The following is a 25,498-nucleotide window of genomic DNA, read 5'->3' as shown; positions in this document are numbered from 1 at the left end:
GATCAGCAGTGCGGATACTACCACTCTGTGGTGGTCATCCGCATGACGAGGTCGACTATCTCTCATCACTGTTTAAGGCTGTGTGTCGTCTGTTGAGAAAGGCTGGCTGAAAATGGTGGCAGAGCGAGATGAGACGATCTGCCTTTCCTAACCGCTATCGCGGGCTACTGTGAACGACACTTTTTAGGCTCTGCCCTTCAATTCGATGACCTATCATGGGTTTCTCCTGGTGGCCGTCAGAGAGCTTGAGACTATGCTGTTGTGGGTTCATGGGGGGGAGGTTGTCGTTCGATCTGCAGCCAGGACCTAAGGGGGTATCCCTAGTGTGGTGCGTCATACTAGCTTTATACAGCCAAGTGTCTGTTTCAGGATAACACTCAATTCACATCTAATCGCTGAGGGTTGTCGAAGGTGGGGAGGGAGGCATTGCCCGAAGACGGGTGATCAGCCTCAGCCGCCAGTGAGTAAATTGCTCCGTAGCGGGCCGCCTGAAAGCCTTCGTCCTCGATCATACGGCGATCCTCCACTGAACCGTAATGGTAAAAGACCATGCGCCGCCACTGTTCCGGCCGATACTCACGCCGGATGTCGCTGAGGGCTGTGTGTGAGGGATTGGTATCGGTGGCGCAGTCGTGAAAGATCGTCTCACCCCGGCTGGCGTATCGGATCAACACTTCCGGAATGGGGCGAGTGTCGCCGGTGTAGAGAAAGCGCCCTTTGAGTGCGAGGCCAAAAGCAGTGTCGTGCTCGTGGTGGCGCACCGGAAAGACATCGAACAGCATATTACCGTGCCAGAAGCGCTCGGAAACCGGAATCAGCTGAAAGGCATCCCAGAAGTTACTGCCACCCTCCGCCAACATGTTGGGATAGTCGGCGATCCGGCTCTGGATCACCGGCAGCAGTTTGACCGGTACAAAGAGTTTAGGCGGCAGCACCAGGGGCAGTGTCATCAAGCGGTAGAACCAGCCCTCCAGCCCGCCGATATGATCGAAATGGGGATGTGTTATGAACAGGGCTGGAGGCTCCAGGCCCGCGTAGCTTTCCCGGAAGCGGCTCAGGGTGTCCGGTCCGCAATCGATCAATAAAAGGGGAGTGCCCTGCTGCTCCAGCACGGCGGCCGAGGCCCCAAGCTCAATTGCCTGGGCATTGCCGACACCCAGAAAGCGCAGTGACAGGGAGGTAGACATAGTTGCCAGAGGCTGGTTGTCGAGTGGGCACATATCGAACCTGACTATACGCCCCAATTCTTACCGTGCCTTTACAGACCCAGGAAGTGCTGTTCCCCTACCGGCAACACCTGGTTAGGGTCGACAAAAAATGGGGCGGCGATAAAGCGTAACGCGTATTCGTTTGTCTCCTGCCATTCACCACAGACTATAGGAAACTAGTAATTTGTGGCGTTTTGGGCATTAATGGTATGGTGAATCTTCCTCAAAAAAAGTCTCAAAGCAAAGACTTATTATTTTGAAAACTCATCTGAGATCAATTCGGAATATCTATATTGTTGCTGGTACAAGTTTATTCTTACTGGTTGGGAGCTTCTATTTTTTCGGATTTCAGCCACTATCTGATCGCCTGCGTAGTGAACACACATTCGAAATCGAACATTTTCTCGATTCAAGCCTATGGATTATCCAGGGGGTAATCAACAAGCATTTTGATCTGTCGCGGCAGAGTGCAAGCCGCACAGCGATACGGAAGAAACAGATCAGTTTCCTGAATGGCGAAACAACCCTTGATCAACTGGTTGCCTTTAGTGCTCCCAAGCTGGACGATGCCTTATTTGCAAATGAAGATATTATTGGCATATCCCGATTCGATTCGTCCGGTAAGCTCCTATTTCATGTTGGCCGAAAATTGCCCAATGAGCTCATCGAAAAATGCAACCTGGACAGTCTCGAATCTGTAAATATTTTAAATCCTATTGTGATCGATGGAGTGCAGCGATTGATCTACTGCTCACCCATAGTGGATAGTGATTATGGGCGTGTTGGCTCGGATATCCTTATTATGAGCGATCAATCCATTCAGAATATTATCCAGTTTGCATCTCCCTATAAAAGTGCTTTGATGATTCTCGGCATGACAAGTGGAGGAAAAATCATCTACTGGCCAAGCATAAACGCTGATTCTCAAGCTCATGAGGTATTTAATAATTTCATGAAAAATGGTGAAGTAGAAAAAGGCTACATCATTCGCACTAAGAAGGTTAGTAATAGTGGATGGTATCTCTATGCAGTAATCAATGAAGAAGGTTTCTTTGCGGATATAAACCGACAGTTGTTATTATTGATTAGTGTTATTATAGGCATTGCAATACTATTGCTCGCCTTGACCGTACTCGCCCTCAGACCCATAATCCGCACCCTGTTGAAAGAACAAAAACTGTTAGAACAGTCCCATCGCGATGGTCTCACAAATTTATATAATCATGTTTACATGGAAGAACTTTTGGATCACGAACTATCTCGTGCCCTACGCTATAAGCGCCCACTGAGTATTCTCATGTTTGATGTCGATCACTTTAAACTGGTCAATGATACAAACGGTCATCTAGCCGGTGATGACGTACTACGCGAAATTGCCAATCTGTCACTAAATATTTCACGTAAAGAAGATATCTGCGCACGCTACGGTGGTGAAGAATTTCTGATAATACTGCCGGAAATCGGGAAGGATGCTGCGCTTATCTTCGCAGAGCGTTTACGTACAAAAATTGCTGTTATGCAGGTTGGGGCAAAGGCTGGGAATATCAGTGTCACTATTAGTATCGGTCTCCTCAGTTATAACACAGAAGCAGATGACTCCAGTATGCAAGACATTAGTGTACGTGACATTATACAGTTAGTAGACAAGGCACTTTATACCAGCAAGTCCGAGGGTAGAAACAAGGTAACTGCTGTTACACTTCCCTGAGAATACCTGGGAGAAAAAGGCGGTACTACTTAGTCAAGTATAGGTTGTCGTTGAGTACGAGCTGAATCAGCTCAGTGTCCGCTAGCCTTAGCCTGCCAAGCGCCTAACCGGACACCCATACACAATTTGCCAAAATTAATCGATCGATGGCAATTTAGGAATGGATATCTAGTTTATTTAGTTGGCGGTTTATTATTTTTCTGAAATTTACATTATCGACAAACCCTAGTCTCTCTCGCATCTATTTAGCAGATAATATTCCAGTGTCTGTTGTTCATCTGGTGTAAACGACCTATCCAGTGGCCGATATAGTTGGATACGGTCGATGCGAAATTGTCGGTAATCTTCTCGAAGCTCACACCAGCTAACCAGAGTCCAGACATTTCCCCAGAAAAACAGCCCAAGCGGCCAGACGGTTCGGTTTGAAAATTGCCCATCTGCACGTTTGTAGTCCAGTTCGATTTTCTTCTGTTGTTTGATCGCCTTGCGGATACCCGGCAGGATCTCCGCGACCTCGGAAAAGATATGAAAAGCCGGCACGAGAAGTTCTGTTGACTCGAAAGCCTTTTTCAAAGACTCAGGCAGGATTGCTTCAATGCGCTGCAAGGCCAGTGTGGCCTCCTTTGCCAATTGTCGGTCTGACCAGGCTTGTACCATGCGCGCGCCCAAAACCATCGCCTCAAGCTCGCTCTCAGTAAAGGTGACCGGTGGGAGATCATAATGAGGGTCGATACGATAGCCGACGCCTGATTCTGCATATATCGGAGTACCGGATGCAGAGAGGTCATCGATGTCCCGATAAATCGTCCTCACTGATACCTCAAGCCTCTCTGCAATTTTGGCAGCGGTTAGGCATCGGTGGGTGCGTAGCAATTGAACGATTTGAAACAGGCGATCGGCACGGCGCATATTATTAACCTGGCGACTAAGTATGTCGAGTTCAGCCGTGGCCTACAGCAAGGCATCAAAACGCCACTGTAGCACGCCTACAGCAAGCTTTGATAACCCAGTCTGTAGGCCATTACACGCCAGCTTCTCTCTAAAAATCATAATGGTAGCGGCTTTAAACCGGTCTTTGCTCGGTATTGTGACTCTTACCAATGAAACTACTATTGCCTGCGAGCCATGCCTTGATCTAAGACAGGCTTGACCAGACAGCCTGAGACATTCTTGTCATCATAGGGGAAAACCGCCATTTCTATGCCATCCATCATTTCCTGTTTAAGTTCCACTCCCAGCATGTTCTGGTAAAAATCGATAGCGCGGGGCATGTCAGCGGCGCTTCGAATCGTCTGTGTCGGGTAGATGACCACCTGCCACGCAATTACGCCCCCTGCCCTTGGCCTCGTATAGCATCCTATCTGAGGCCTGCAAAAGATTGTGCGGTTCCTCATGCAGCTGTGGTACACAGGTTGCCACACCTACGCTGATGGTAATGAACTCATTGGTAGAGGAGTACCCATGCTCCAGACCCAATGCGTTCACCGCTTGACGAAAACGCTCTGCGATTTGCATACCTTGCGCCTCATCAGTAGCTGGGAGTATGGCTGCGAACTCTTCACCGCCATAACGCGCCACCATATCCGCTGTGCGATGAATGACAGTACCCAACGCTTTGGCCACACGACGCAGGCACTCATCACCAGCCCCATGACCATAATTGTCGTTGTATTGCTTAAAGTGGTCTACATCCATCATTACAAGTGTCACCGGACTACTTGTACGGGTGGCGCGTCGCCACTCCTCCTCCAGGCGCCGATTGAAATGGCGCCGATTCGGCATACCTGTCAAATCATCGATATTAGACAAACTGGCCAACGTATCGGCTTGGGATTTCAATGTCAGGTGAGTACGAACACGGGCGCGAACAATTTCAGGTGAAAATGGCTTGGTAATATAGTCGACAGCACCAGCCGCCAATCCTTTTGCCTCATCCACCACTTCGTCACGCGAGGTGACAAAAATAATAGGAATACCTTCCGTCATCGGATTGGCTTTGAGCTTTCGACAGACATCCCAACCATCCATCTCCGGCATCACCACATCGAGCAGTATAAGATCTGGAGGATTGTGTAAATCTACCCGTTCTATCGCTTCCCGACCGCTTGTAGCGACAATCAGCTCATGTTCCATACGCAGTGCATCGACCAGCAAGTGAAGATTCTGAGGTTCATCATCCACAATCAGCACAGTGGCGCGTTTGTCAGTCATGGATCGGCTCATGACCCTTCACTACCAAAGGCTTCATCAATCTGCCCCAATAGCTGTAACCCCTCATCGAAACGGTAGCGGTCGAGCATCTCTTCAAGTCTGGCAACCCGTTCCGGTTGTTGATCGCTCGTATAGAGCCGAACTGAGGGCAACAGATCCATGGCTCGCACATTGCCTTGTTTTAGCAATCCAGCCATTTCCGCCACCAATTCGTTCCATGGTATTGGGTTTTCAATCAGTTGACTGTTACCGTGTTCCTGGTTTTGCGGCAGCTTACCGATGCCTTTCGTTACTTCATCAAGGCAGTGTTGGAGCTCGGTCAGATCATTTTCGCTTATGCCATCCAGCATATGCTTTTCCACTTTCTGACAACTAAGATAGAGCTGATTAGCACCAATATTTCCCGCCGCACCCTTGAGTGAATGCAGCAACCGCTGAGCCTCGCTTTCGTCACCCTGATTTAGCAGACGCTTCAGCATCTTTACATCGTCCGCGTGGTAACTGTTGAAATCACGCAGTAGCTTGATATAAAGGGAAACATTCCAACCTGATCGAGGTAGGCCGTCGAGCACTTCAACTCCGCTAATAGGTTGAAGTATGGCTTGCGTGGGATCATCGATCTTGCCACCTTTCTCCTCAGGTGTGGATAGTGCCAGGTATTTACTCACCACTGAATAAAAGCGTTCAGGATCGATCGGTTTAGTGATGAAGTCGTTCATGCCTGACGCCAAAGCACTCGCACGGGCATCCTCCAACACATCAGCGGTCAGAGCGATCACTGGCATATCGATCAGTCGCGGGTCTCGGCGCACGATCTCTGTTACCTCATAGCCATTCATGTCAGGCATCTGGATATCCATCAACACCAAATCGAATCTTGTTTTTGCCAGGATTTCCAACGCCGCCTTGCCGCTATCGGCAACCATGACCTCCACACCTCGAGAGGTCAACAGCTCCTCTCCCACTTGCTGATTGATGGGATTGTCTTCCACCAACAACACCCTGCGGCCTTGCAGTCCGGGATGCGTCGTCTCGATCAATTCATCACCGCCACAGGAGGTAACAATACCTAACACCCGTGCAGCCGCTCTGCTCAGAAGTAAGGGCGTTACCGGCTCCCAGTAGCAGCTTACACGTTGATCCTGACATCCAGCAGAATTCCGCTCAGCCAACAGCAACACTTTGGCCTGCAAGGGCAGTTTTTCCTTTAACTGCTGCCAATGCTTCTCGCCCATCCCACGGGGGTCATACACAATAAGATCGTAGGGCTGAATGGCATCGGTTGAATCCGATAACGCCCTGCAGGCATCATCAACAGCAACCACACTGCCGCCAGCCCGCTCCAACAACTCACTCAATGCACGAAGGGAGTCAGGTTCTTTACTGGAGACAAGCACCCTGCTTCCATTAAGAACACACTTTTCCTCCACTGGCTTGAAGCCATCATCGGGTTGATCCAGCCAGGCATTAAACATAAAGGTGCTACCCTGCCCGATGGCACTGCGAACCGTTAGTTCTCCCTCCATCATATCCACCAACTGACTGGCGATATTGAGACCAAGTCCCGTGCCACCGTAACGGCGGGTTGTCGAACTGTCACCTTGGGTAAAGGCATCAAAGATAGTCCGTGTCTGCTCCTCGCTCATACCCATGCCCGTGTCGCGCACCTCAAAACCGAGACAGATTCTGCTCGTGCGCCGATCTTGCACCGAAACATCAATCTCCACACTGCCGGTTTCGGTAAACTTCGCAGCGTTTGCCGCGAGATTGAGCAAAACCTGGCCAAGGCGTTGCGGATCACCGATGAAGAAGTGCGGTACTTCCCGGCGGACATGTATAGCAAAATCGAGACCCTTGCTGATCGCCTGATGTCCAGCGACAACGGACGTACTCTCCAACACCTGGTCCAGGTCGAACTCGACCCGTTCCAGTTCAAGTCGTCCAGCCTCCACCTTGGATAGGTCAAGCACATCATTGATGACACCCAACAGGGAACGTGCGGCCATCTGTATGGAGTTGAGGTAGTTGCGCTGTTGCAGTGATACCTCTTGCTGTAGCGCCAAGTGTGATAGCCCCAAAACCGCATTCATGGGTGTCCGCATCTCATGACTCATCGTGGCGAGGAAATCACTCTTGGCGCGACTGGCTTGTTCAGCCGCTTCTCGTGCTGTTTTGGCATCCACCTCGGCCTTTTTTCGGTCGGTGATATCGAGAATGGCGCCCTCAAGATAGCCTTGTTCCTCGTAGAGTGTTCCGCTCAATAAGAAACTTCTTACCGTTCCGTCACGGCAACGACCGAGAAACTCGAAGTTATCGACACTACCATGCTCATGCAGCATCTGTAACAAAGTCTCGCGTTTACCAGGCTCTACATAGACATCCCACACAGAGAACCGATCCATGAACTCTTCCAGCGAGTCATAGCCAAACTGTTCATACAAAGTCGGGTTGGCAGCCAGTACTTTGCTTCCGTCAATGGTGGTTCGATAGAGCCCGACCAGTGCCGTGGCGTAGAGATTCTTGAACTTCTGTTCGCTTGCCCGGAGTTCACCTGTCCTCGACTCGACCATTCTTCGCAGCTGACGGTTCCAGAACAGTGTCACCCCAAGCCCCAATAGAATTAAAACAACAGCAACAGTGATGAGCTGTTCTCTGCTCGGTCTCCAGATTTCGGGTTTGAGACCTATCCATTTGCGATAGATATTATGCCGTTCATCGTCATTGATCGAAGCGATACCTTTCTGTAAAAGTTGATTGAGTATCGGCCAGTCTTTCCTTGAGGCGATGCCAAGTTCATAACGAAACCCGGACTCACCCGCAACCTTGAGATTCTGAATGGCATACTTTTCAATAAAGTACGAGGCCGAAGCTATGTTGGCGATAAAGGCGTCCACCTTGCCATAGGAAACAGCGTAGAGTCCGTTACGGATATCCGCAACTGGCACCAATTCCAGGTTGGCAAACCCTCTCTCAAGGTAATCATGGGTCGCGTAATCCTTAACCACTGCGACACGTTTACCAACAAGATCCTCTACACTGTCTATGCTAGCGGTTTTGTCATTGACGATAATCACAGCCGGCAATTCCAGATAAGGTTCGGTAAAGAGAAGATATTTGTCTCTATCCGGGGTGCTTGCAACCGCCGGCAAAAGGGAGATATCCCTTTCACGAATGCTCTCCAATGCTTGGCTCCAGCTCTCCTGTCGAACTATCTCGATATGGATACCTAGTCGCTGTTCAACCAAGGCGATGTAATCGGCCACCATTCCGGTAAACTCACCATCATTGTCCAGATACTCCATCGGGGGCCAGGCTGGGTCTGCGCCCGCCAGGATAACCGGATGTTCTGCCAGCCATTGCCGCTCCTCATCCGTCAAATGATCAATATCAGTGGTTCCTTTCTTTGGCAGGTTAACGGTAATCCACTTGCGCAATACCCGCGCTCTCTCTTCCTCTGTGATTGAGTCAAGGGCCTTGTCGAGCAGACGCGCCAACATTGGCCAATCCTTGCGTGCCGCAAAAGCGAGTTTATAGGTAAAGCCCGTCAGGTTGTTGATGTGTAGATTAGTAATTTTCCACTTTTCTATCGCATAAGTCGTAGTGGCCAGATTCATTACTGCCGCATCAGCCTCACCCGTGGAGACCATTTGCATTTGGCTCTGTACATCGGGCGCCATCAGTAGTTTTACCTGCGGATATTTCTCACGTAAAAATCCGTTAATCGCAAAGCCTTCAATCGTGACGAGGCGTTTTCCGTTCAGCTCCTCTAGTGAAGAAAAGGTCTGCTCCGAACGACTGATAACCACATCAGGAAACTCCAGATATGGCGCGGTAAAGTGCATATACTGCAACCGCTCCGGAGTCTCTGCCGCCACTGCTGTCATATCGGCTTTGTGTTGTTTGACCAGTCGCAAAGACTCTACCCTGGTTTCTGGCTTCATGTACTCAAAATGAACACCCAGTTTCTGGGCAATCAGTCCAAGCATATCGTTCGCCAAACCTGTGGAATCACCTGCGGTGTTTCTGAACTGAAAAGGTGCATAGTCCGGGTCGGAGGCTATGCGAATCAGCGGATGCGCATCGACCCACAGTTGCTCCTTATCCGACAGCGTAAGCTTAGGGGTCGATTTTGGTTTCAGGTCATTCGTGTATGAGAACATAATCCACTGGCTGAAAATCTGTGCATAAGTACCATCGGACTTGATCTCATCGAGAATCTGTTGCCACCGCTCGATCACACTGTCTGGTGTGTTGCGACTGAAGGCAAGCGACATGTAATCTTTCTGCAGCTCGAAGACCTTCTCAATTCTGCTACCGACTCTGGCATGCGCGATCATGTGTTGGGCAGTCAATTCATTGGCGATCCATAAATCAATTTCGCCATTTAGAAGCCTCGGGATATTGAGACTGTTTTCGATAACAGCATCAAGGTTATCAAAACCATTCTCCTTCAATATCAACTCACCGAAATCATCCTTGTAGACACCGATGCTCTTCACCTTTTTTGCATCTTCAAGGCGAGCGATGGAGATCGCTTGGTCCTTACGGGCAAAAAAGGCCAGATTGTTAGGCACGAGGGGACCAACCCATTTGAAGAGATTCTCTCGGAGAGGAGAGCGTGTGGTGGAGTAGAGGATGATGTTATCTTCTGTCTGGGCGAGTCGGTAACCATCGACCCAGGGCATAATTTCAATATTATCAGGATGATCTAAGCGCTTGAGAATTTCACGAACAATTTCTGTGGAAATTCCTATAATTCCACCGTTTTCATCTTTATGGTTGTAGGGTGGAAATTCCTCGGTAACGATCCGAAAGGTGTGCACCGGCTGTTTGCCAAAGCAGACGGAAGCAGAAAACAGAAGCAGCAGAACGGCAAGAACAGAGTAGTAAAAGCTAAGTCTCGTCATCAAGGGTTTGGCTCTGTGCACGCTGTATCTGCTGTAGTTGAGCCAGAATCCCATTGGGTTACAGCTGACTGGCTAGTGTAGAAATATCGCTTACCTATATTGCGGCAGCTCCTGCCCCCTATCCAGTTTCACCAGCTGTTCCAGTAATGAGGTTCCTATCAAACAAAGAGTAAGCATAAGTAAAATAACCGCAACACCCTTGTATATCAAGGCTGTAATTGGAACTTGGGTCTGCCTGAAATATCCGTCTACCTGGCCTCAATCGATTCAATCCCCCTGGATTTCCTGCTGACAAAATCGTCAGGAACGATTTTGAACAGCTTTAGCTGCCCCAGAAGGGGTGGAGGAGAGGAAGTCCGTAATAATCCGCCCTCCTCCACGGCCTTTCCGGCCTTCCGGCCTTCCGGTATAGTTCAGGCAACAGGCTGCCAGACAATTCAATCGGCCACTAACAAAAATGAGCAAAGTGGAGTCACTCTACATGCGCGAGTGACAACAACGCTGAGCGGAAAAACAGCCTCACCCCTTCAGGTTATCTCCAATCTGAGCCATGGTTGATTTTATGCGAATAGTTATCATGGTATTTAACATAGCGAACCAAATCGTTATGCTTAAATTCCCTTATTAAATTACTGAGTCTATCCAACTTTCGATTCAGTCGTTTAAACTCTTTACGAGACAGCAATCCATCCTCTTTGAATTCACGGGATAATCTTCTAATATTACGATGTTTTCTCTTAAGTTTTTTCGTCTCTTTATAAGTTAAACTCTCTCGATCTATACCCTGCTCGATACGATAGTACTGCCGCTCCAGCCGTCGCTCTATTGATGCTTCCCGGTCTTGATCACAATAGCGATGCTTGGCTGAATTCCCGGCAAAAGCCGGTACTGCAATCATCAATAAAAGCGATGTGGCAACCAGGTTTTTATAGATTGAATTCATCAGGCTACTCCTTTGAGGTTCTTTTTGCTTAACACGCTCTCAGAGTAAGCCCCGAATACTGAACAGAGACTGAACAGCAAGTAAGCAGAAATAATTCGCGAAATAGATCTCACCAGTGAAAATGAGGCTAGTATGCTAAGCACCTATTAGTTATCCTCATCAGGTAAGCTCATGATCTTAAAAAAATCAGTTGAGCGTGTGATAAATTCGGTAACACTAAGCCGGATCACTGGCTTACTGAATTCTAAATTATTTGAGGCGGATCTTCCGCGAGATAGAGTTGAATGAAGTACTATACTGCTTGGCTTTTGGCTACATGCTTGAGCTGTACCAGCTTTTTTGCCTATTCTGAAACACGCTATGTAACGGATGAGCTGCATCTCTCTCTATATGAGCTGATTAACTCCAAAGGCAAGCTGTTACAACGCCTAAAAAGCGGAACAGAGTTGGAGCTATTGAGTGAAGAGGGGCTTTTTGCAAAGGTTCGTACATTAGATGGCAAGGTAGGTTGGACAAAAGCAGGTTTTTTAATCCAAACCAAGCCAGCTCGTGCTCTGCTCGAGGAACTAAGTATTGAAAACAGCCAACTTAAAGCGAATCTTAAAACACAGAAAGTTCAGCTGACAGAAACTGAGCAGGCCCTCAATAAACTGAGAGACCAAGAGCAGCAAGCTAATGCAGAACTACAGGGGCAATTGGAAAATACTGAAGGTATCGTCTCTGCTTTGGATCGAATTCAGCAAGAAAACGAGAGTCTCAAGGCAGCTCAACAAGGCCATTTCAGCAAGGCAATTCCCATAAAGCTGGGATTAATTGCAGCTGGCGTCACCTTCATCTTAGGTATAGTGAGTGGAATAGCCTTGTTCGACTATCGTAGTCGCAGACGCCACGGCGGTATTCGAATTTACTGATCAGTAAAACCCGACCTCAATGCCAGTCACTATTTATTAAAACTCAATAGCGTATTTTTTCATTCTGTAGAGGAGCGTATCTCTAGTAAGTCCTAGCAGCCGAGCCGCTTTGCTTCGATTACCGAGGGTCTTGGAGAGGGCTTGTTCAATCAAATCAGCTTCCAGCTGATCCATGCTGAGTCCCTGATCCGGCAAGACAAACAATCCATCTTGAGAATTTTTTTGTTTTGGTGCTGTACGAAACTCATTAGGAAGATTCTCTATCTCAACCTGTCTGCCTGAAAACAGAATCAGCATTCGTTCAGCAAAATTTTTCAATTCCCGGACATTTCCCGGCCAAGGGTAGCTGTTGAGTAACTTCAAGACCTGTTTGCTATAGATCGGTGCACGTAGATTGTAGCTCTTTGAGAGTTCAACTGTGAGCCCGTTGAGTAAGAGATCGACATCTCCCGCACGTTCACGCAGAGGAGGAAGCTCCAGAGGAACCACATTGAGTCTGTAGTAGAGGTCGCTACGAAATGTCTCTTCGTTCAATGATTTGGATAGATCACGATTGGTCGCTGCGATAACTCGAACATTGACCCGCTGGTTTGTTGCCCGCCCCACCATCTGACATTCACCAGTTTCGAGGAAACGTAACAGCTTTGCCTGTACTGCCAGGGGCAATTCGCCAATCTCATCGAGGAACAGAGTTCCGCCATGAGCCGCTTGTACTTTACCGATACTGTCAGAGGTTGCTCCGGTGTAAGCGCCTTTGCGATGACCAAACAGTTCACTTTCTGCAAGCTGTGTGGGCAATGCCGCACAATTCACGGTAATAAAAGGCTTGTCGTATCGGCGACTGTTTTCATGTAGCGCCTGAGCAAGTAACTCCTTACCTGTTCCACTCTCTCCTGTCACAAGAACAGTCGCATCCGTAGCGGACACAATGCGCATCGCACGAAGCAATGTTTGAAATTCCGGGGCCTTTCCTAACATTTCCATCTCCTCAACAAAACAGCCACATTGTAAAACACTTTGGAGTATGAGGAAAATAACCTTGATCATTAGATTGCTGACCAATAAAAGCTCCCATCATCCCGAAAAGTACCTCGATTTGACCCTAAATTCTTATAAACCGCAGAAATGAATTCTACAATCTGTTGATCTTATTAAAAAAGCACTGATCTCAGATTTCAGTTATAGAGCTCTTTGACAATTTCCAGGAACCGCTTCGCCTGGGGGGAGAGGAATTTACCCCGTCGTAATACGATGCCATAACTCCTATCCGGGAAATATTCACCCAGTGGAATAGTCGCCACCTGCTCCTCTCCGGTCAGGCAGACGTCAGTCACTATGGATATCCCCAGACCAATCTCAACGTATTTCTTGATCACTTCCCAGCCGCCGGCCTCAAGGGTCACGTTATAGTTGGCATTGTGTTGCTTGAACACAAGATCCACCATTCGCCATGTACTGAGATGGTGAGGCGGCAAGATCAAACCATAGGGGCTGATATCGTGCAGTCTAATGCTCTCCTTCTTTGCCAAAGGATGATCATTGGGGGTGATTAACACGGGGGCATAGTTAACGACAGGCTGATAGGTCACATCATCAGGAATCTCCATCAGAGAACCGATAGCCAGATCAGTCTCATCTGCACGGAGCATTGCCATGCCATCCCTGCCAGTAACATTATGCAGCTTCACCCGAATACCTGGATAGCGCTCCGCAAAGCGTCTAATCGGCTCAGGAAGAATGTAGAGGATCGTAGACTCGCCAGCAGCGATATTGAGCTCACCACTCTCCAGTTTTCCGCAGGAGGCTAAAAAGGTCTCCTGAAGTTTATCCATCCCTTCAACAAGTGGTTGTGAAAGCTTGTAGAGGGTCTCCCCTTCAGGGGTAAGTTTGATTTTTGGCCCCCGACGTTCAAATAGTACAGTTTCCAGCTCCCGTTCAAGTGCTTGAATCTGCAATGAGACAGTCGGTTGGCTCAAATAGAGCCGCTCAGCAGCTTCACTGATTGAACCTGTCTGTGAAGCATGGCAAAAGGCCCTCAGTTGCTTGAGACGATTTTGCTTATAATGAATCTGTGGGGTACCGGCCATATGAGTTGCTCTCAAGTATTAATATTATCAATACTAGATGGAGAATACTTCAATAGCAACAATAAATACATAAATTGTTATGGCTGCTCTCCCCACTTATAAACTACTGTTACGCCTTAAATAGATATCTACTATCGAGCGAGGTCACAATGTCACAGCCCGTGAATAAACAGGATCCCATGTATCAACTGTTGAAACATGGACAGGTGAATGAATTCAATCAGCGTCGGTCTGCTGGAGAGGCCTGCAATCTTGAGAATGCCGATTTAAGAAGTGTGGATTTAAGAGAACTGGATGCAAAAGACCTTAGCCTGGCAGGTGCCTATCTACGACATGCAGACCTTCGTGGGCTTGACCTGAGGCTTACCAATCTAGAAGGGGCCAGCATCAGCGGTGCAAAAATATCAGGTACCTATTTTCCTTCATCGCTATCTGCTGAAGAGATCACGCTCTCCCTGGTTCATGGCACCCGGCTACGGACAAGTTGAACGATCAGCTCTCGGAATCGAGCTGGGCCAGAATATTTCGCGCCACCATGCGCTGATCCGAATTCCCATCCTGGAGGATCTCATATAGCAGATCTCTGGCTTGATCCACTTTGCCAGATGCCCGGAAGACCTGAACCTGATGCAGTTTTTGCTCCAGGGGGTCGTCTGCCGGTGTATCGAGCAGTTCAGAATCATCTTCATCCTCAGCTTCAATCGCATCCAACTCCGCTTCCATCTCATCATCAGACATCGGCACAAAACGGTCGGGATCCAGATAGTCATTGGCAGGATCGATATCACTACCTACAGGTGACTCTGTTGTTTGAAGGGGGCCTTCTTGGTTTAAATCACCTTCACTCTCCTCGGCAATCGGTTCGGCATCCTCCTCCTTTTGCCGTACAAAGCCCTTCGAAAAGATTACGCCAAACTCAAATAATACCCACATCGGTAGTGCTAACAGGGTTTGTGATATCACATCTGGCGGCGTTAGAAACATACCTGCAATGAAGGCCCCAACAATCACATAGGGACGTTTCTGGCGAAGCTTTTCTGGGGTGGTAATCCCGAGCCATACCAAAATTATGGTGGCGATGGGCACCTCAAAAGCGACGCCAAAGGCAAAGAACAGGGTCATTACAAAATCGAGGTAGCTGCCCATATCGGTTGCAACCTCGACACCCTCTGGAGCCGTTCCCGCAAGAAATGTAAACACCAGGGGAAAGACCACAAAATAGGCGAAAGCCATGCCGCAATAAAACAGCAGGGTGCTGGAAACCAGCAGGGGCACCACCATGCGTTTTTCATGGCGGTAGAGGCCAGGTGCAACAAATGCCCAAAACTGAGAAAGAATGAATGGGATCGCAATGAAAATAGCGAGCTGCAAACTCAGCTTAAAGGGTATTAGGAATGGATCGATGGGCTTGGTTGAGATCATCGTACTGCCTTCAGGCAGCGCGGCTCGCATTGGCCCGGCAATGGCGCTGTAGAGATCATTGGCAAACGGAAACAAGACAGCAAACACCACTAAAACCGCTAACACCATACGCAATACACGGTCACGCAGTTCAATCAGGTGTGCGACCAGGGGTTGCTCTTGGCTCTTGGTATCTGGTGAGTTTACGGCCGACATCTATTCTGTTTGATTCGGTTTCTTATTATCGGAGGGTTGATCGGAATCTACAGCACTCTTTACCTCTTGCATCTGGCTTGCTGTTTCCTGTTTGATCTGGTTTAGATCATCCTTTGTCTCTTCCAGGATCTCATGCACCGGATTGGCCATTTGCGCCTGTTTCTGCAGAATATCCTTAAGCTCTTCCGCCTTGATCTCTTGATCGATGTCGGCCTTTACAGTCGAGATGAATCGCCGTCCACGCCCCAGCCAGAGGCCCGCAGTTCTGGCCACTTTTGGTAGACGTTCAGGACCGATAACGACCAGCGCAACCAGTGCGATAATCGTCAGTTCCCAGAAACCGACATCAAACATGCTGTTCTCTAATCAATCTGATGGATGTTACCAGGATTCAGCTCTTTTCCTTCTCTTTCGAGGTGACCTCGCCATCCACAACAGTACCGCTTTCAGACTGTTCGATCTGCTCTTTTGCTTTAGAGGCCTGTTTCTCGCCATCTTTCATTGCACCTTTGAATCCTTTGATGGCGCCACCCAGGTCAGAGCCGATGTTTTTCAGTCGTTTGGTTCCGAACAATAACAATACAATTGCCAGGATAATCAACAACTGCCAAATACTGATACCACCAAAACCCATAATAATCTCCACCTCCGGACTCGCCGGTTTAATTTGTAAACTGCGCGACCATTAAACCCGATCAGGCAGTGTGCGCATAGCATTCTTTACTGGGACAACCCGGGGATGATACCTGGGTTCTATCCCCAGCACTACTTGTCTCGTTGCGCCTTCTCTTCAAGACCAGAGAGGCCAAAACGCCGTTGTAACTCTTTCAGTACCAGATCAGGCCCCAAACCCTGGTGCGCCAGCATTACCATGCTATGGAACCATAAATCTGCAGTCTCATAGACAATCTTCTCGGGAATGCCGTCTTTTGCCGCCATCACCGTCTCAGTTGCCTCTTCTCCTATCTTTTTCAGGATCGCATCAAGCCCTTTGTCATAGAGCTTGGCTACATAGGAGCTGTCAGGCTCAGCCTGTTTACGCTCTTCAAGTACTTGAGCCAGTTGCTGCAGTATCTCACTCATATCCTGGCTCACTTGTATATCTGTTTGGGATCTTTAAGTACTGGCAGTGTCTCCTCCCAGCGCTCACCCTGTAGTTTTCGAAAAAAACAGTTGTGCCTTCCAGTATGACATGCAATACCACCCTTTTGCTCAACCTCGAGTAGAACCACGTCGCCGTCACAATCGAGTCGAATGGCGGAAATGACCTGTTGATGTCCCGACTCTTCACCTTTGTGCCAGAGTTTTTTTCTCGATCTGGACCAGTAGACCGCATGCCCGGTTTCGTGACTCAGTCTGAGTGCCTCTCTGTTCATCCAGGCCATCATCAGCAACTTGCCGGTGTCACGCTCTTGGGCGATTGCCGGCACCAGACCATCACTATCCCACTTAACTGCGTCGAGCCAACTCACAGACGAACCTCGACACCCTGCTGCTGCATAAACTGCTTGGCTTCACCGATAGAGTACTCAGCAAAGTGAAAAATACTTGCTGCCAATACGGCATCAGCGCCACCACGCTTGACCCCATCGACCAGGTGCTGCAGTTCACCGACACCACCGGATGCGATCACTGGAACAGGTACCGCCGTAACAATCGCCCGGGTCAGTTCATTGTCAAAGCCAATTTTGGTGCCGTCCCGGTCCATACTGGTAAGCAGGATCTCACCTGCGCCATAGTCACACATCCGTTTGGCCCACTCTATGGCATCCAATCCTGTGGGTTTGCGTCCCCCATGGGTAAAGATCTCCCACTTCAATGGCTCACCTTCACCACTGACCTTTTTTGCATCTATCGCCACCACGATACATTGTGAACCAAAACGTTCTGTCGCCTGTTTGACAAACTCAGGATTGAAAACCGCTGCAGTGTTGATGGCAACTTTGTCAGCACCGGCATTGAGCATACGACGTATATCCTCTGCGGTACGAATACCCCCACCGACTGTCAAAGGTATGAAAACTTCACTGGCCACCTGCTCAACCACATGCACGATGGTTTCACGGTTATCTGAACTGGCGGTGATATCGAGAAAGGTGATTTCGTCAGCACCCTCCTCGTTATAGCGCCTTGCCACCTCTACCGGATCCCCAGCATCGCGAATATCGACAAACTTAACCCCTTTAACCACACGACCTGCGTCGACATCGAGGCAAGGAATGATGCGTTTTGCAAGCATACCCAATAATCCTATCTACTTTGATTAACCTGACAACTGGTCAGCAAGACGTTGTCCCTCAGCCAGATCCAAGGTTCCTTCGTAAATCGCTCTTCCGGTGATGGCCCCCATAATGTTACTGGTATCAGCCTGACAGAGGGCCTCAATATCATTGATATTGGTAATACCTCCCGAAGCGATCACTGGAATAGAGACTGCATTGGCCAGATCCCGCGTTGCTTCAACATTTGGACCGCTGAGCATGCCATCACGTCCAATGTCTGTATAGACAATCGCTGAAACACCATCGTCCTGGAAACGCCGAGAGAGTTCAGTGACCTCCTGGTCAGTCACCTCAGCCCAACCATTGATCGCAACCATACCCTCTTTGGCATCCAGACCAACGATCACATGACCTGGGAACGCCTTACAGGCCCGAGCGACAAATTCCGGCTCTTTTACCGCCTGAGTACCGATGATGCAGTAGTCCACACCCGCCTGAAGATAGGCCTCGATGGTTGCCTCATCACGAATACCGCCACCAACCTGAATCGGCAGGTCAGGGTAGGCTGAGGCGATGGCACGAATGGCATCCCCATTGACCGGCTCTCCAGCAAAGGCACCATTCAGGTCGACCAGATGAAGTCTGCGCCCCCCAGCTTCAACCCACTGGGTGGCCATCTGCAAGGGATTATCAGAAAAAACCGTATCATCTTCCATCCGACCCTGGCGCAATCGCACACACTGGCCATCCTTGAGATCTATTGCAGGTATTAACAACACAAGCGATTCCTAACTCAATATGATAGGGATTCAAGATTCCCAATTTACAAAATTTTTCAGAAGTTGCAGCCCCGCATCAGCACTCTTCTCGGGATGAAATTGAACCGCGAAAAGATTGTTCTGGGCTATGGCGCTTGCAAAACTGACCCCAAAATCTGTCGTTGCAGCCACCAGTCCCTTATCCTCCGGGTCAACATAGTAGCTGTGCACGAAATAGAATCGGCTACTCTCTGGTATTCCGCTCCACAGAGGGTGATCATCGCGTCGGTTTACCTCATTCCAACCCATATGGGGGATTTTCAAGGCTTCGCCATCCGCTGCGACCCCACCGGGAAAACGTTTGACCCGCCCCGTAAAAAGGCCCAGCAATGATGTGCCACCGTTCTCTTCACTCTCTTCCAGCAACACCTGCTGCCCCATACAAATCCCAAGAAAGGGTTTGCTCTGGGCTGCATCCAGAATTGCACGGTTGAGATGATGATCTGAGATTGCAGCCATGCAGTCTCGAGCCGCTCCCTGTCCAGGAAACACGACTCTGTCTGAACCAAGAATCAGATCCGGATCATCAGTGACCAGGACCTCATCATGCTCCGCTGCAACATGCTCGACCGCCTTGGCGACAGAGCGAAGATTTCCCATACCGTAGTCGATCACGGTGATACGCTGTGACATCTTAATACCTGCGAATCTTTTTACAGAGTGCCCTTGGTGGAGGGGATTTTCTCTGCCATGCGTGGATCCATCTCTAGAGCAACACGAAAAGCCCGTCCCAGTGCTTTGAAGATAGTCTCCGCCTGGTGGTGAGCATTTGTGCCTCTCAGATTATCAATATGCAGAGTTATGCCGGCATGATTGACCAGTCCCTGAAAAAACTCCTGCAACAGATCAACGTCGAAATCCCCGATACGTGCCCGGGAGAAATCAACCTCATAGGTCAGTCCAGGACGCCCTGAGAAATCGACCACGACGCGTGACAAAGCTTCATCCAGTGGAACATAGGCGTGTCCATATCGACGAATACCTTTTTTATCGCCCACAGCTTTAGATAAAGCCTGACCTAAGGTGATGCCGATATCCTCCACAGTGTGGTGGGCATCGATGTGCAGATCACCCTTGGCGGACACCTGCATATCGACCAAGCCGTGGCGCGCAATCTGATCCAGCATGTGATCGAGAAAAGGCACCCCAGTGGCAAAACTGGATTCACCAGTGCCATCCAGATCGATCGAAACGCTGATCTGCGTCTCCAGGGTATTGCGCTCAACCTGCGCGGTACGCTGCATAACAAAGACTCCGGTCATGATTGCGATGTGCAATGGAGTGATGGTTATCCATTCACCCCAATCAAACCGCCTATTCTAGAGAAAAACGGAGAAAATGACAGCGCCTACCGACAGACTGGATTAATTCTGCAGCTCAGGATTAGAAAAGCTCGGCTTCGACCTCTAGATAGGCAAGACTGATATGGCGTCCGACATTGCGCTCAAAATCGATCCAGGTATGGAATTGATCCAGGTTTTTGGTCACAAGTGAGCTCATCTCAAAGTCACTCATTCCCTCTTCATAGTATTTCGCCACTTCCGATTTGAGTGTCGACAGATATCTGCGATAGGTCTCAGGAACCTCTCTGCCACCGGTCACTCCATGTCCCGGAACAAAAATCTCTGCAGAGGTTGCCAGTGCCATATCAATGGCTTTGATATTCCCCTTGAAAGTTGCGCTGTCCATTTGACCAAGACGATTGCTCATCACATTATCACCCAGAAAGATCACTTTCTGCTTTGGCAGTTCCAGCATAATGTCTGAGTGGCTATGAGCCTCGGCCTGGTAGTGCACCCGAATGGTTATACCTGCCCGGGTTATCTCCTCTCCATGAGATGTAGATCGATTAGGCGGCACCTCGACCGTGCCACTGACAGCTCCCCGGGTCATCCTCATCAGTGTTTCCAGAAAAGTTTTACCCTCTCCTTTCAGCACCAGCTGTCGCATGGTTTCATGACCAAAGATCTCTACATTCGGGTAGGCATTTTTAAATGCCTGATTGGCGAGCCAGTGATCCCCGTGAATATGGGTGTTGAATAGAGCAACAACCGGCAGATCAGTCACTTTAACGATCTGACGCAGTAACATCTCCCCTATCTGTACGCTCGAGCCTGGATCGATAACCACAACACCTTGATCTCCAACGACAAAGGCCGGGTTATTCATAAATCCCAGGTTTTCGACTGATGGCACACCAAGGGGGCCATGAATAACATAGACCCCCTTAGCTATCTCCTCTGCTGTATAGTCTGGTACCGCAGGCCCGCGCTCGGCAACAGCCAAAATAGAGTTCGACAACACGATGATAGTGAGTAGGATTTTTGCGATGGAATGGCTCATATTTCTTAATGATTGAGTTGACTCTATCTGTTGATTGTTGCCTAGCGCTAAGACGATTAAAACAATCAGAGTTTAAGGTATTATTAACCCGGCGACTAAGTATGTTGTCTTCAGGGTTTATAGGGCCTGTTAACAGACCTAACACTCCAGCCAGAATGTCACCGGACCATCATTCGTCAGTTCAACCTGCATATCAGCACCGAACACACCAAAGGCGACCCGACTGCAACGTTCAGTTGCACGTTCAGACAAATAGTGGAAAAGATCCCTTCCCAGTTCGGGATCCGCAGCACTGGAAAAACCTGGACGCATCCCTTTGCGGGTATCTGCAGCCAAGGTAAATTGGGGAACCAGTAACAATCCGCCATCAACATCCAGCAGGCTCAGGTTCATACGACCCTGTTCATCAGGAAAAACCCGATAGCCCAGCAGTCGCTCTAACAATCTCTCAGCCTTACTCTGATCATCGCCTCTCTGTACACCAACCAGCACCACCAGGCCATATCCGATTTTGGCTACTGACTGCCCGTCGATTGACACCTCTCCCTTCCGCGCCCTTTGCAATAAACCTATCACTCTACAATCCCAGCAGAGTCCCAAAACGGTCTGTCGCCTGAACAAGTGCGCTACTGGTACCTGGCTCAGAGGCAGAATGACCCGCGTCAGGAACAATAACCAATTCGCCTCCCGGCCAGGCCTGGCTTAACTCCCAGGCAGATTGCATGGGACAGATCAGGTCATATCGGCCCTGCACAATCGTCCCCGGTATCCCTTCCAGCTTTGGCGTCTCAATCAATAATTGATTAGGCCGAAGAAAGGCGTGATTTACAAAATAGTGCGCTTCTATTCTGGCTAGACTCAGTGCGGTATGGGGGTTGGAAAAAAAACCAACCACGGATTGGTTAGGGCGTAAACTGGCTGTCTTGCCCTCCCAGACAGACCAGGACTTAGCCACAGACATGCGTGTGATTTCATCTTCACCGATCAAGCGACGATAGTAGGCATGGAGAAGATTCTCCCGCTCGTGCTCAGGAATCGGCGCAATAAAATCCTCCCAATAGTCGGGAAAAACCCAACTCGCCCCATTTTGATAAAACCACTCGATTTCTCTATCGCGACAAAGAAAAACACCTCTTAGTACTATCCCGGAGACGCGTTCAGGATGGGCCTGGGCGTAGGCCAATGCAAGGGTTGAACCCCAGGAGCCACCAAACAGCAACCAACGATCAATGCCGAGTTCTTCTCGGATCTTCTCTATATCTGCCACCAAATCCCAGGTTGTGTTGTTTTCCAGAGATGCATGGGGTGTTGAGCGGCCACACCCTCTTTGATCGAACAGCACGACACGAAACAGATCGGGATTAAAAAAACGCCGATGATAAGGCTCGCAACCTGCCCCGGGGCCTCCATGTAGAAAAAGTGCTGGTATGCCTGCAGGATTACCCACTTGTTCGATATAGAGTTGATGTTGATTATCAACTGAGAGCTGCTGGGTTTTATAGGGCTCAATCGCAGGATAGAGGTCAATCATTGTGGATCCATTATCTCTGTAAGAATATTCCTACATTTCCAAGAGATTATTCCTACGTACATGTGGTAATTAGTCCCATTATCTAAGAATATTTTTGTGCCATTATTAAGTTGTCATCTTTAGGGATAAATCTCAAGGATCAGCCGCTAGGGAAAGAGCATGGATGAGGAGCTTAGCCAACCAAGCCGATGACAGTAAGCCCAACCGCAAGGAGTGCAGTTGGGCTTTTTCCTTTTCTGAGACCCTCGCAACCATTTTTCCGGCTAACCACTAGCCTATCATCCTTTGCAAGCTCTGTTTTATCTCTACAAAAATCAACTCATTGAGAATAACACTCGATAACCAAATTATTTACTGTTATTTTTCAATAACTTAGCAGCGTAAGAATTTTCTTACACTTAAAAGAGACAAATCTCACACTCTTAGTGTGAATATTCCCACTCTAATTGTAAAAAACTGTGTCACTATTTAATTGTCGTCAACAAGGACACTTGAATACAGGGATAAATCGTTACGGATAGAACATGGATGGGAAGCTTAGCCAACCAAGCCGACGACTATAAGCCCAATCGCAAGGAATGCGATTGGGCTTTTCTCTTTCTGATGATCAAACCAACTCAAATTGATTCCACTATTGGACCTCTGCCGAAAATATTCTGATCAGTGGAGAGCTATCGTTATATATCAAGATCAATAGTGGGTAATCGTTGGCAATAACTACTGTTCATTTGCCAATTAATTTCACTCTTGTGAAATAGCATCCTAAATTGGCTGAGATTCTGGGGACTGTTAGTTGGCCACAAGTAAATAACCCACATTTTTATTTAATATTCAACAACTTAAAACGTAGGAAAATTCTTACATCCAATCAAGAATTATCCCACAGCATCAGTGGCGGAATTCCCACGATAAACGTGAATTTTTGTGTCATTATTTAATCGTCGTCTTCAAGGAAGTTTCTTTAAAGGACAATTTGCTAGGGATAGCTCAAGGACGAAACGCTTAGCCAACCAAGCCGACGACTATAAGCCCAACCGCAAGGATCGCAGTTGGGCTTTTCTTTTTTTGAGCCCGCAATATTTTTCACCCCGCCAGGCTGGCGATTTAAAAAAATACTTCGGGTTTTGCCTGAGTTCCCCTATTCCCTAGAGGCGCGTTTACGTTCGTGCTCTTTCAGATATTTCTTGCGAATACGAATATCCTGCGGGGTAACTTCTACCAGTTCATCGTCTTCAATAAATTCCAGGGCCTGTTCAAGGCTATAACGTAATTGTGGTGTCAACAGGATTGCATCATCCTTTCCTGAGGCACGGACATTGGTTAATTGCTTGCCTTTTAAGGGATTTACAACCAGGTCGTTGTCTCTGGCATGAATCCCTACAATCTGCCCCTCATAGACCTCATCACCCGGTGAGGTAAATAGTCTGCCACGCTCCTGCAGATTATAGAGCGCGAATCCCAAGGCTTTACCCTGGCCGTTTGCAATCAGTACTCCGTTTTTACGAGGAGCAATCCCCCCTTGCTGAGCCTTACCATAGTGATCGAAAACGTGATAGATGAGTCCGGTACCTGAAGTACTGGTCATAAATTCTGTCTGAAATCCGATCAAGCCACGTGAGGGTATGATGTAGTCGAGCCGAACCCGTCCCTTACCATCTGGAACCATATCCTTGAGATCCCCCTTACGAGCACCCAAGGCCTCCATGATCGTGCCCTGATCCTTCTCCTCAACATCCACAGTCAGCTGTTCGTAAGGTTCACAAATCTCCCCATCGACTTCACGAAAGATTACCTCAGGACGTGAGACTGCCAATTCAAATCCTTCTCGTCGCATACTCTCAATCAATACAGACAGATGGAGTTCACCACGACCGGAAACTTTAAACTTTTCAGGATCCGTCCCCTCTTCTACTCTGAGGGCAACATTATGAATCAACTCCCGTTCAAGACGCTCTTTGAGTTGTCTTGAAGTCAGATATTTACCCTCTTTGCCCGCAAACGGTGAGGTATTAACCTGGAAGGTCATGGATACCGTTGGCTCATCCACAGTCAATGGTGGCATGCGCTCAATATTTTCAGGATCACACAAAGTATCAGAGACATTTGGAGCCTCCATACCGCTGATTGCGATGATATCCCCTGCGCTCGCCTCTTTCACTTCGAACCGTTCGAGACCAAGGTAGCCATAGACCACACCGATCTTGGCCCGATGCTGCTCACCATCATACTTCGCAACAACCACCTGCTGATTGGGTTTGACGCTACCCCGAGTTACCCGGCCTACAGCTATCGCACCAACGTAGCTGTTGTAGTCCAGATTGGATATCTGCATCTGAAACGGCGCCTCTGGGTCGACGTCCGGCGCAGGACAGTGACTGACAATAGCTTCGAAGAGCGGTGTCATTTCACCTTCTGTTATATCGTTTTCAAGCCCAGCGTAACCACCCACCGCCGATGTGTAGACAATCGGAAAATCCAACTGATGGTCACTGGCCCCCAAACGATCAAATAGTTCGAATACCTGGTCGATTACCCAATCAGGACGAGAGCCTGGTTTATCAATCTTGTTGACCACAACTATAGGGCGTAGACCATGCTGGAAAGCCTTCTCGGTGACAAATCGCGTTTGCGGCATAGGACCCTCTTGGGCATCGACCAGCAAAAGCACAGAATCCACCATCGAGAGAACCCGCTCTACTTCTCCACCAAAATCGGCATGCCCGGGGGTATCGACAATATTGATGCGGTAGTCATTCCAGCGAATAGCGGTGTTTTTTGAGAGTATAGTAATACCCCGCTCCCGCTCCTGATCATTGGAGTCCATCACTCGCTCAACCTTGCCAAAACGATCACCCAGCGTACCCGACTGTTTCAGCAGTTCATCTACAAGGGTGGTCTTGCCATGGTCGACGTGCGCGATAATGGCGATATTTCTAAGATTCTCAATCATCAGGGTGGTCCACATACAAAATGAGGGCGGATTATACCCATG

At 48.7% G+C, this 25,498-nt stretch carries 24 protein-coding genes; 3 read left to right on the top strand and 21 right to left on the bottom strand.

The genetic code is table 11. The annotated features are described in order from the left end of the window. Nucleotides 1-377: 377 nt before the first annotated feature. Nucleotides 378-1,187 carry an MBL fold metallo-hydrolase gene (locus AC4IFB_RS19270; RefSeq protein ID WP_490778725.1) on the bottom strand — a complete coding sequence of 270 codons (810 nt, stop codon included), beginning with the start codon at nucleotides 1,185-1,187 and terminating at the stop codon, nucleotides 378-380. 277 nt (nucleotides 1,188-1,464) lie between these two features. Here AC4IFB_RS19270 and AC4IFB_RS19265 point away from each other — a divergent pair, with 277 nt between their 5' ends. Continuing rightward, nucleotides 1,465-2,916, top strand: coding sequence for a GGDEF domain-containing protein (locus tag AC4IFB_RS19265; protein ID WP_490781023.1), 1,452 nt, complete (start codon nucleotides 1,465-1,467; stop codon nucleotides 2,914-2,916). A gap of 225 nt (nucleotides 2,917-3,141) precedes the next feature. On the opposite strand, the gene AC4IFB_RS19260 is transcribed toward AC4IFB_RS19265, so the two are convergent. The 5 genes from AC4IFB_RS19260 to AC4IFB_RS19240 all read right to left on the bottom strand — a co-directional run bounded on the left by AC4IFB_RS19260 (nucleotide 3,142) and on the right by AC4IFB_RS19240 (nucleotide 10,977). Further along, entirely contained in the window at nucleotides 3,142-3,825 is a 684-nt protein-coding gene (locus AC4IFB_RS19260; RefSeq protein ID WP_490781022.1) for a helix-turn-helix transcriptional regulator, read from the bottom strand. Nucleotides 3,826-4,025: 200 nt separating this feature from the next. Continuing rightward, on the bottom strand, nucleotides 4,026-4,187 hold the full coding sequence (locus AC4IFB_RS19255) for a VOC family protein (protein WP_490778728.1): 162 nt from the start codon (nucleotides 4,185-4,187) through the stop codon (nucleotides 4,026-4,028). A gap of 1 nt (nucleotide 4,188) precedes the next feature. Then, nucleotides 4,189-5,127 (bottom strand): GGDEF domain-containing response regulator, encoded by a 939-nt coding sequence (locus AC4IFB_RS19250; RefSeq protein ID WP_490781021.1) that lies wholly within the window; start codon nucleotides 5,125-5,127, stop codon nucleotides 4,189-4,191. Between the two features lie 8 nt (nucleotides 5,128-5,135). Then, the gene (locus tag AC4IFB_RS19245) at nucleotides 5,136-10,034 is read right to left on the bottom strand and encodes a transporter substrate-binding domain-containing protein (RefSeq protein ID WP_490781020.1); all 4,899 of its coding nucleotides are present in this window, start codon (nucleotides 10,032-10,034) and stop codon (nucleotides 5,136-5,138) included. Nucleotides 10,035-10,566: 532 nt separating this feature from the next. Further along, nucleotides 10,567-10,977: a hypothetical protein gene (locus AC4IFB_RS19240; protein ID WP_490778731.1), complete on the bottom strand. Its 411-nt coding sequence runs from the start codon at nucleotides 10,975-10,977 to the stop codon at nucleotides 10,567-10,569. Between the two features lie 284 nt (nucleotides 10,978-11,261). On the opposite strand from AC4IFB_RS19240, the gene AC4IFB_RS19235 reads away from it, so the two are divergent. After that, on the top strand, nucleotides 11,262-11,888 hold the full coding sequence (locus AC4IFB_RS19235; protein ID WP_490778732.1) for a TIGR04211 family SH3 domain-containing protein: 627 nt from the start codon (nucleotides 11,262-11,264) through the stop codon (nucleotides 11,886-11,888). A gap of 36 nt (nucleotides 11,889-11,924) precedes the next feature. On the opposite strand, the gene AC4IFB_RS19230 is transcribed toward AC4IFB_RS19235, so the two are convergent. Then, nucleotides 11,925-12,866, bottom strand: a complete 942-nt coding sequence (locus AC4IFB_RS19230; protein WP_490778733.1) for a sigma-54 interaction domain-containing protein — start codon at nucleotides 12,864-12,866, stop codon at nucleotides 11,925-11,927. Nucleotides 12,867-13,063: 197 nt separating this feature from the next. Beyond that, a complete protein-coding gene (locus AC4IFB_RS19225) occupies nucleotides 13,064-13,975 on the bottom strand; it encodes a LysR family transcriptional regulator (protein WP_490778734.1) in 912 nt (303 codons plus the stop codon). A gap of 149 nt (nucleotides 13,976-14,124) precedes the next feature. On the opposite strand from AC4IFB_RS19225, the gene AC4IFB_RS19220 reads away from it, so the two are divergent. Next, nucleotides 14,125-14,463: a pentapeptide repeat-containing protein gene (locus tag AC4IFB_RS19220; RefSeq protein ID WP_490778735.1), complete on the top strand. Its 339-nt coding sequence runs from the start codon at nucleotides 14,125-14,127 to the stop codon at nucleotides 14,461-14,463. Nucleotides 14,464-14,467: 4 nt separating this feature from the next. On the opposite strand, the gene tatC is transcribed toward AC4IFB_RS19220, so the two are convergent. The 13 genes from tatC to typA form a co-directional block, all read right to left on the bottom strand. Further along, nucleotides 14,468-15,592 carry a twin-arginine translocase subunit TatC gene (gene tatC, locus AC4IFB_RS19215; RefSeq protein WP_490781019.1) on the bottom strand — a complete coding sequence of 375 codons (1,125 nt, stop codon included), beginning with the start codon at nucleotides 15,590-15,592 and terminating at the stop codon, nucleotides 14,468-14,470. Beyond that, complete coding sequence (tatB, locus tag AC4IFB_RS19210; protein ID WP_490778737.1) at nucleotides 15,593-15,946, bottom strand: Sec-independent protein translocase protein TatB; 354 nt, start codon at nucleotides 15,944-15,946, stop codon at nucleotides 15,593-15,595. It abuts the gene before it with no gap. Between the two features lie 37 nt (nucleotides 15,947-15,983). Further along, the gene (tatA, locus tag AC4IFB_RS19205; protein WP_490778738.1) at nucleotides 15,984-16,226 is read right to left on the bottom strand and encodes a Sec-independent protein translocase subunit TatA; all 243 of its coding nucleotides are present in this window, start codon (nucleotides 16,224-16,226) and stop codon (nucleotides 15,984-15,986) included. A gap of 131 nt (nucleotides 16,227-16,357) precedes the next feature. Further along, complete coding sequence (locus AC4IFB_RS19200; protein WP_490778739.1) at nucleotides 16,358-16,675, bottom strand: phosphoribosyl-ATP diphosphatase; 318 nt, start codon at nucleotides 16,673-16,675, stop codon at nucleotides 16,358-16,360. Between the two features lie 8 nt (nucleotides 16,676-16,683). After that, a complete protein-coding gene (gene hisI / locus AC4IFB_RS19195) occupies nucleotides 16,684-17,064 on the bottom strand; it encodes a phosphoribosyl-AMP cyclohydrolase (RefSeq protein ID WP_490778740.1) in 381 nt (126 codons plus the stop codon). Then, entirely contained in the window at nucleotides 17,061-17,831 is a 771-nt protein-coding gene (gene hisF, locus AC4IFB_RS19190; protein ID WP_490778741.1) for an imidazole glycerol phosphate synthase subunit HisF, read from the bottom strand. Before hisF ends, hisI begins: the two co-directional genes overlap by 4 nt. Nucleotides 17,832-17,855: 24 nt before the next feature. Beyond that, nucleotides 17,856-18,593: a 1-(5-phosphoribosyl)-5-[(5-phosphoribosylamino)methylideneamino]imidazole-4-carboxamide isomerase gene (gene hisA / locus AC4IFB_RS19185; RefSeq protein WP_490778742.1), complete on the bottom strand. Its 738-nt coding sequence runs from the start codon at nucleotides 18,591-18,593 to the stop codon at nucleotides 17,856-17,858. A 30-nt stretch (nucleotides 18,594-18,623) separates the two neighbouring features. Further along, the gene (gene hisH / locus AC4IFB_RS19180) at nucleotides 18,624-19,265 is read right to left on the bottom strand and encodes an imidazole glycerol phosphate synthase subunit HisH (protein ID WP_490778743.1); all 642 of its coding nucleotides are present in this window, start codon (nucleotides 19,263-19,265) and stop codon (nucleotides 18,624-18,626) included. Between the two features lie 20 nt (nucleotides 19,266-19,285). After that, the gene (gene hisB / locus AC4IFB_RS19175; RefSeq protein ID WP_490778744.1) at nucleotides 19,286-19,876 is read right to left on the bottom strand and encodes an imidazoleglycerol-phosphate dehydratase HisB; all 591 of its coding nucleotides are present in this window, start codon (nucleotides 19,874-19,876) and stop codon (nucleotides 19,286-19,288) included. Nucleotides 19,877-20,015: 139 nt separating this feature from the next. After that, nucleotides 20,016-20,975, bottom strand: coding sequence for an MBL fold metallo-hydrolase (locus AC4IFB_RS19170; protein ID WP_490781018.1), 960 nt, complete (start codon nucleotides 20,973-20,975; stop codon nucleotides 20,016-20,018). 138 nt (nucleotides 20,976-21,113) lie between these two features. Then, on the bottom strand, nucleotides 21,114-21,551 hold the full coding sequence (dtd, locus tag AC4IFB_RS19165) for a D-aminoacyl-tRNA deacylase (protein WP_490781017.1): 438 nt from the start codon (nucleotides 21,549-21,551) through the stop codon (nucleotides 21,114-21,116). Between the two features lies 1 nt (nucleotide 21,552). After that, entirely contained in the window at nucleotides 21,553-22,506 is a 954-nt protein-coding gene (pip, locus tag AC4IFB_RS19160) for a prolyl aminopeptidase (RefSeq protein WP_490781016.1), read from the bottom strand. A gap of 1,138 nt (nucleotides 22,507-23,644) precedes the next feature. Continuing rightward, complete coding sequence (gene typA / locus AC4IFB_RS19155) at nucleotides 23,645-25,456, bottom strand: translational GTPase TypA (protein ID WP_490778748.1); 1,812 nt, start codon at nucleotides 25,454-25,456, stop codon at nucleotides 23,645-23,647. Between the last annotated feature and the right edge of the window lie 42 nt (nucleotides 25,457-25,498).

The sequence above is a fragment of the Candidatus Thiodiazotropha sp. AKIB8 genome (assembly GCF_058244675.1).
This window is presented reverse-complemented; position numbering and strand designations above follow the sequence as displayed.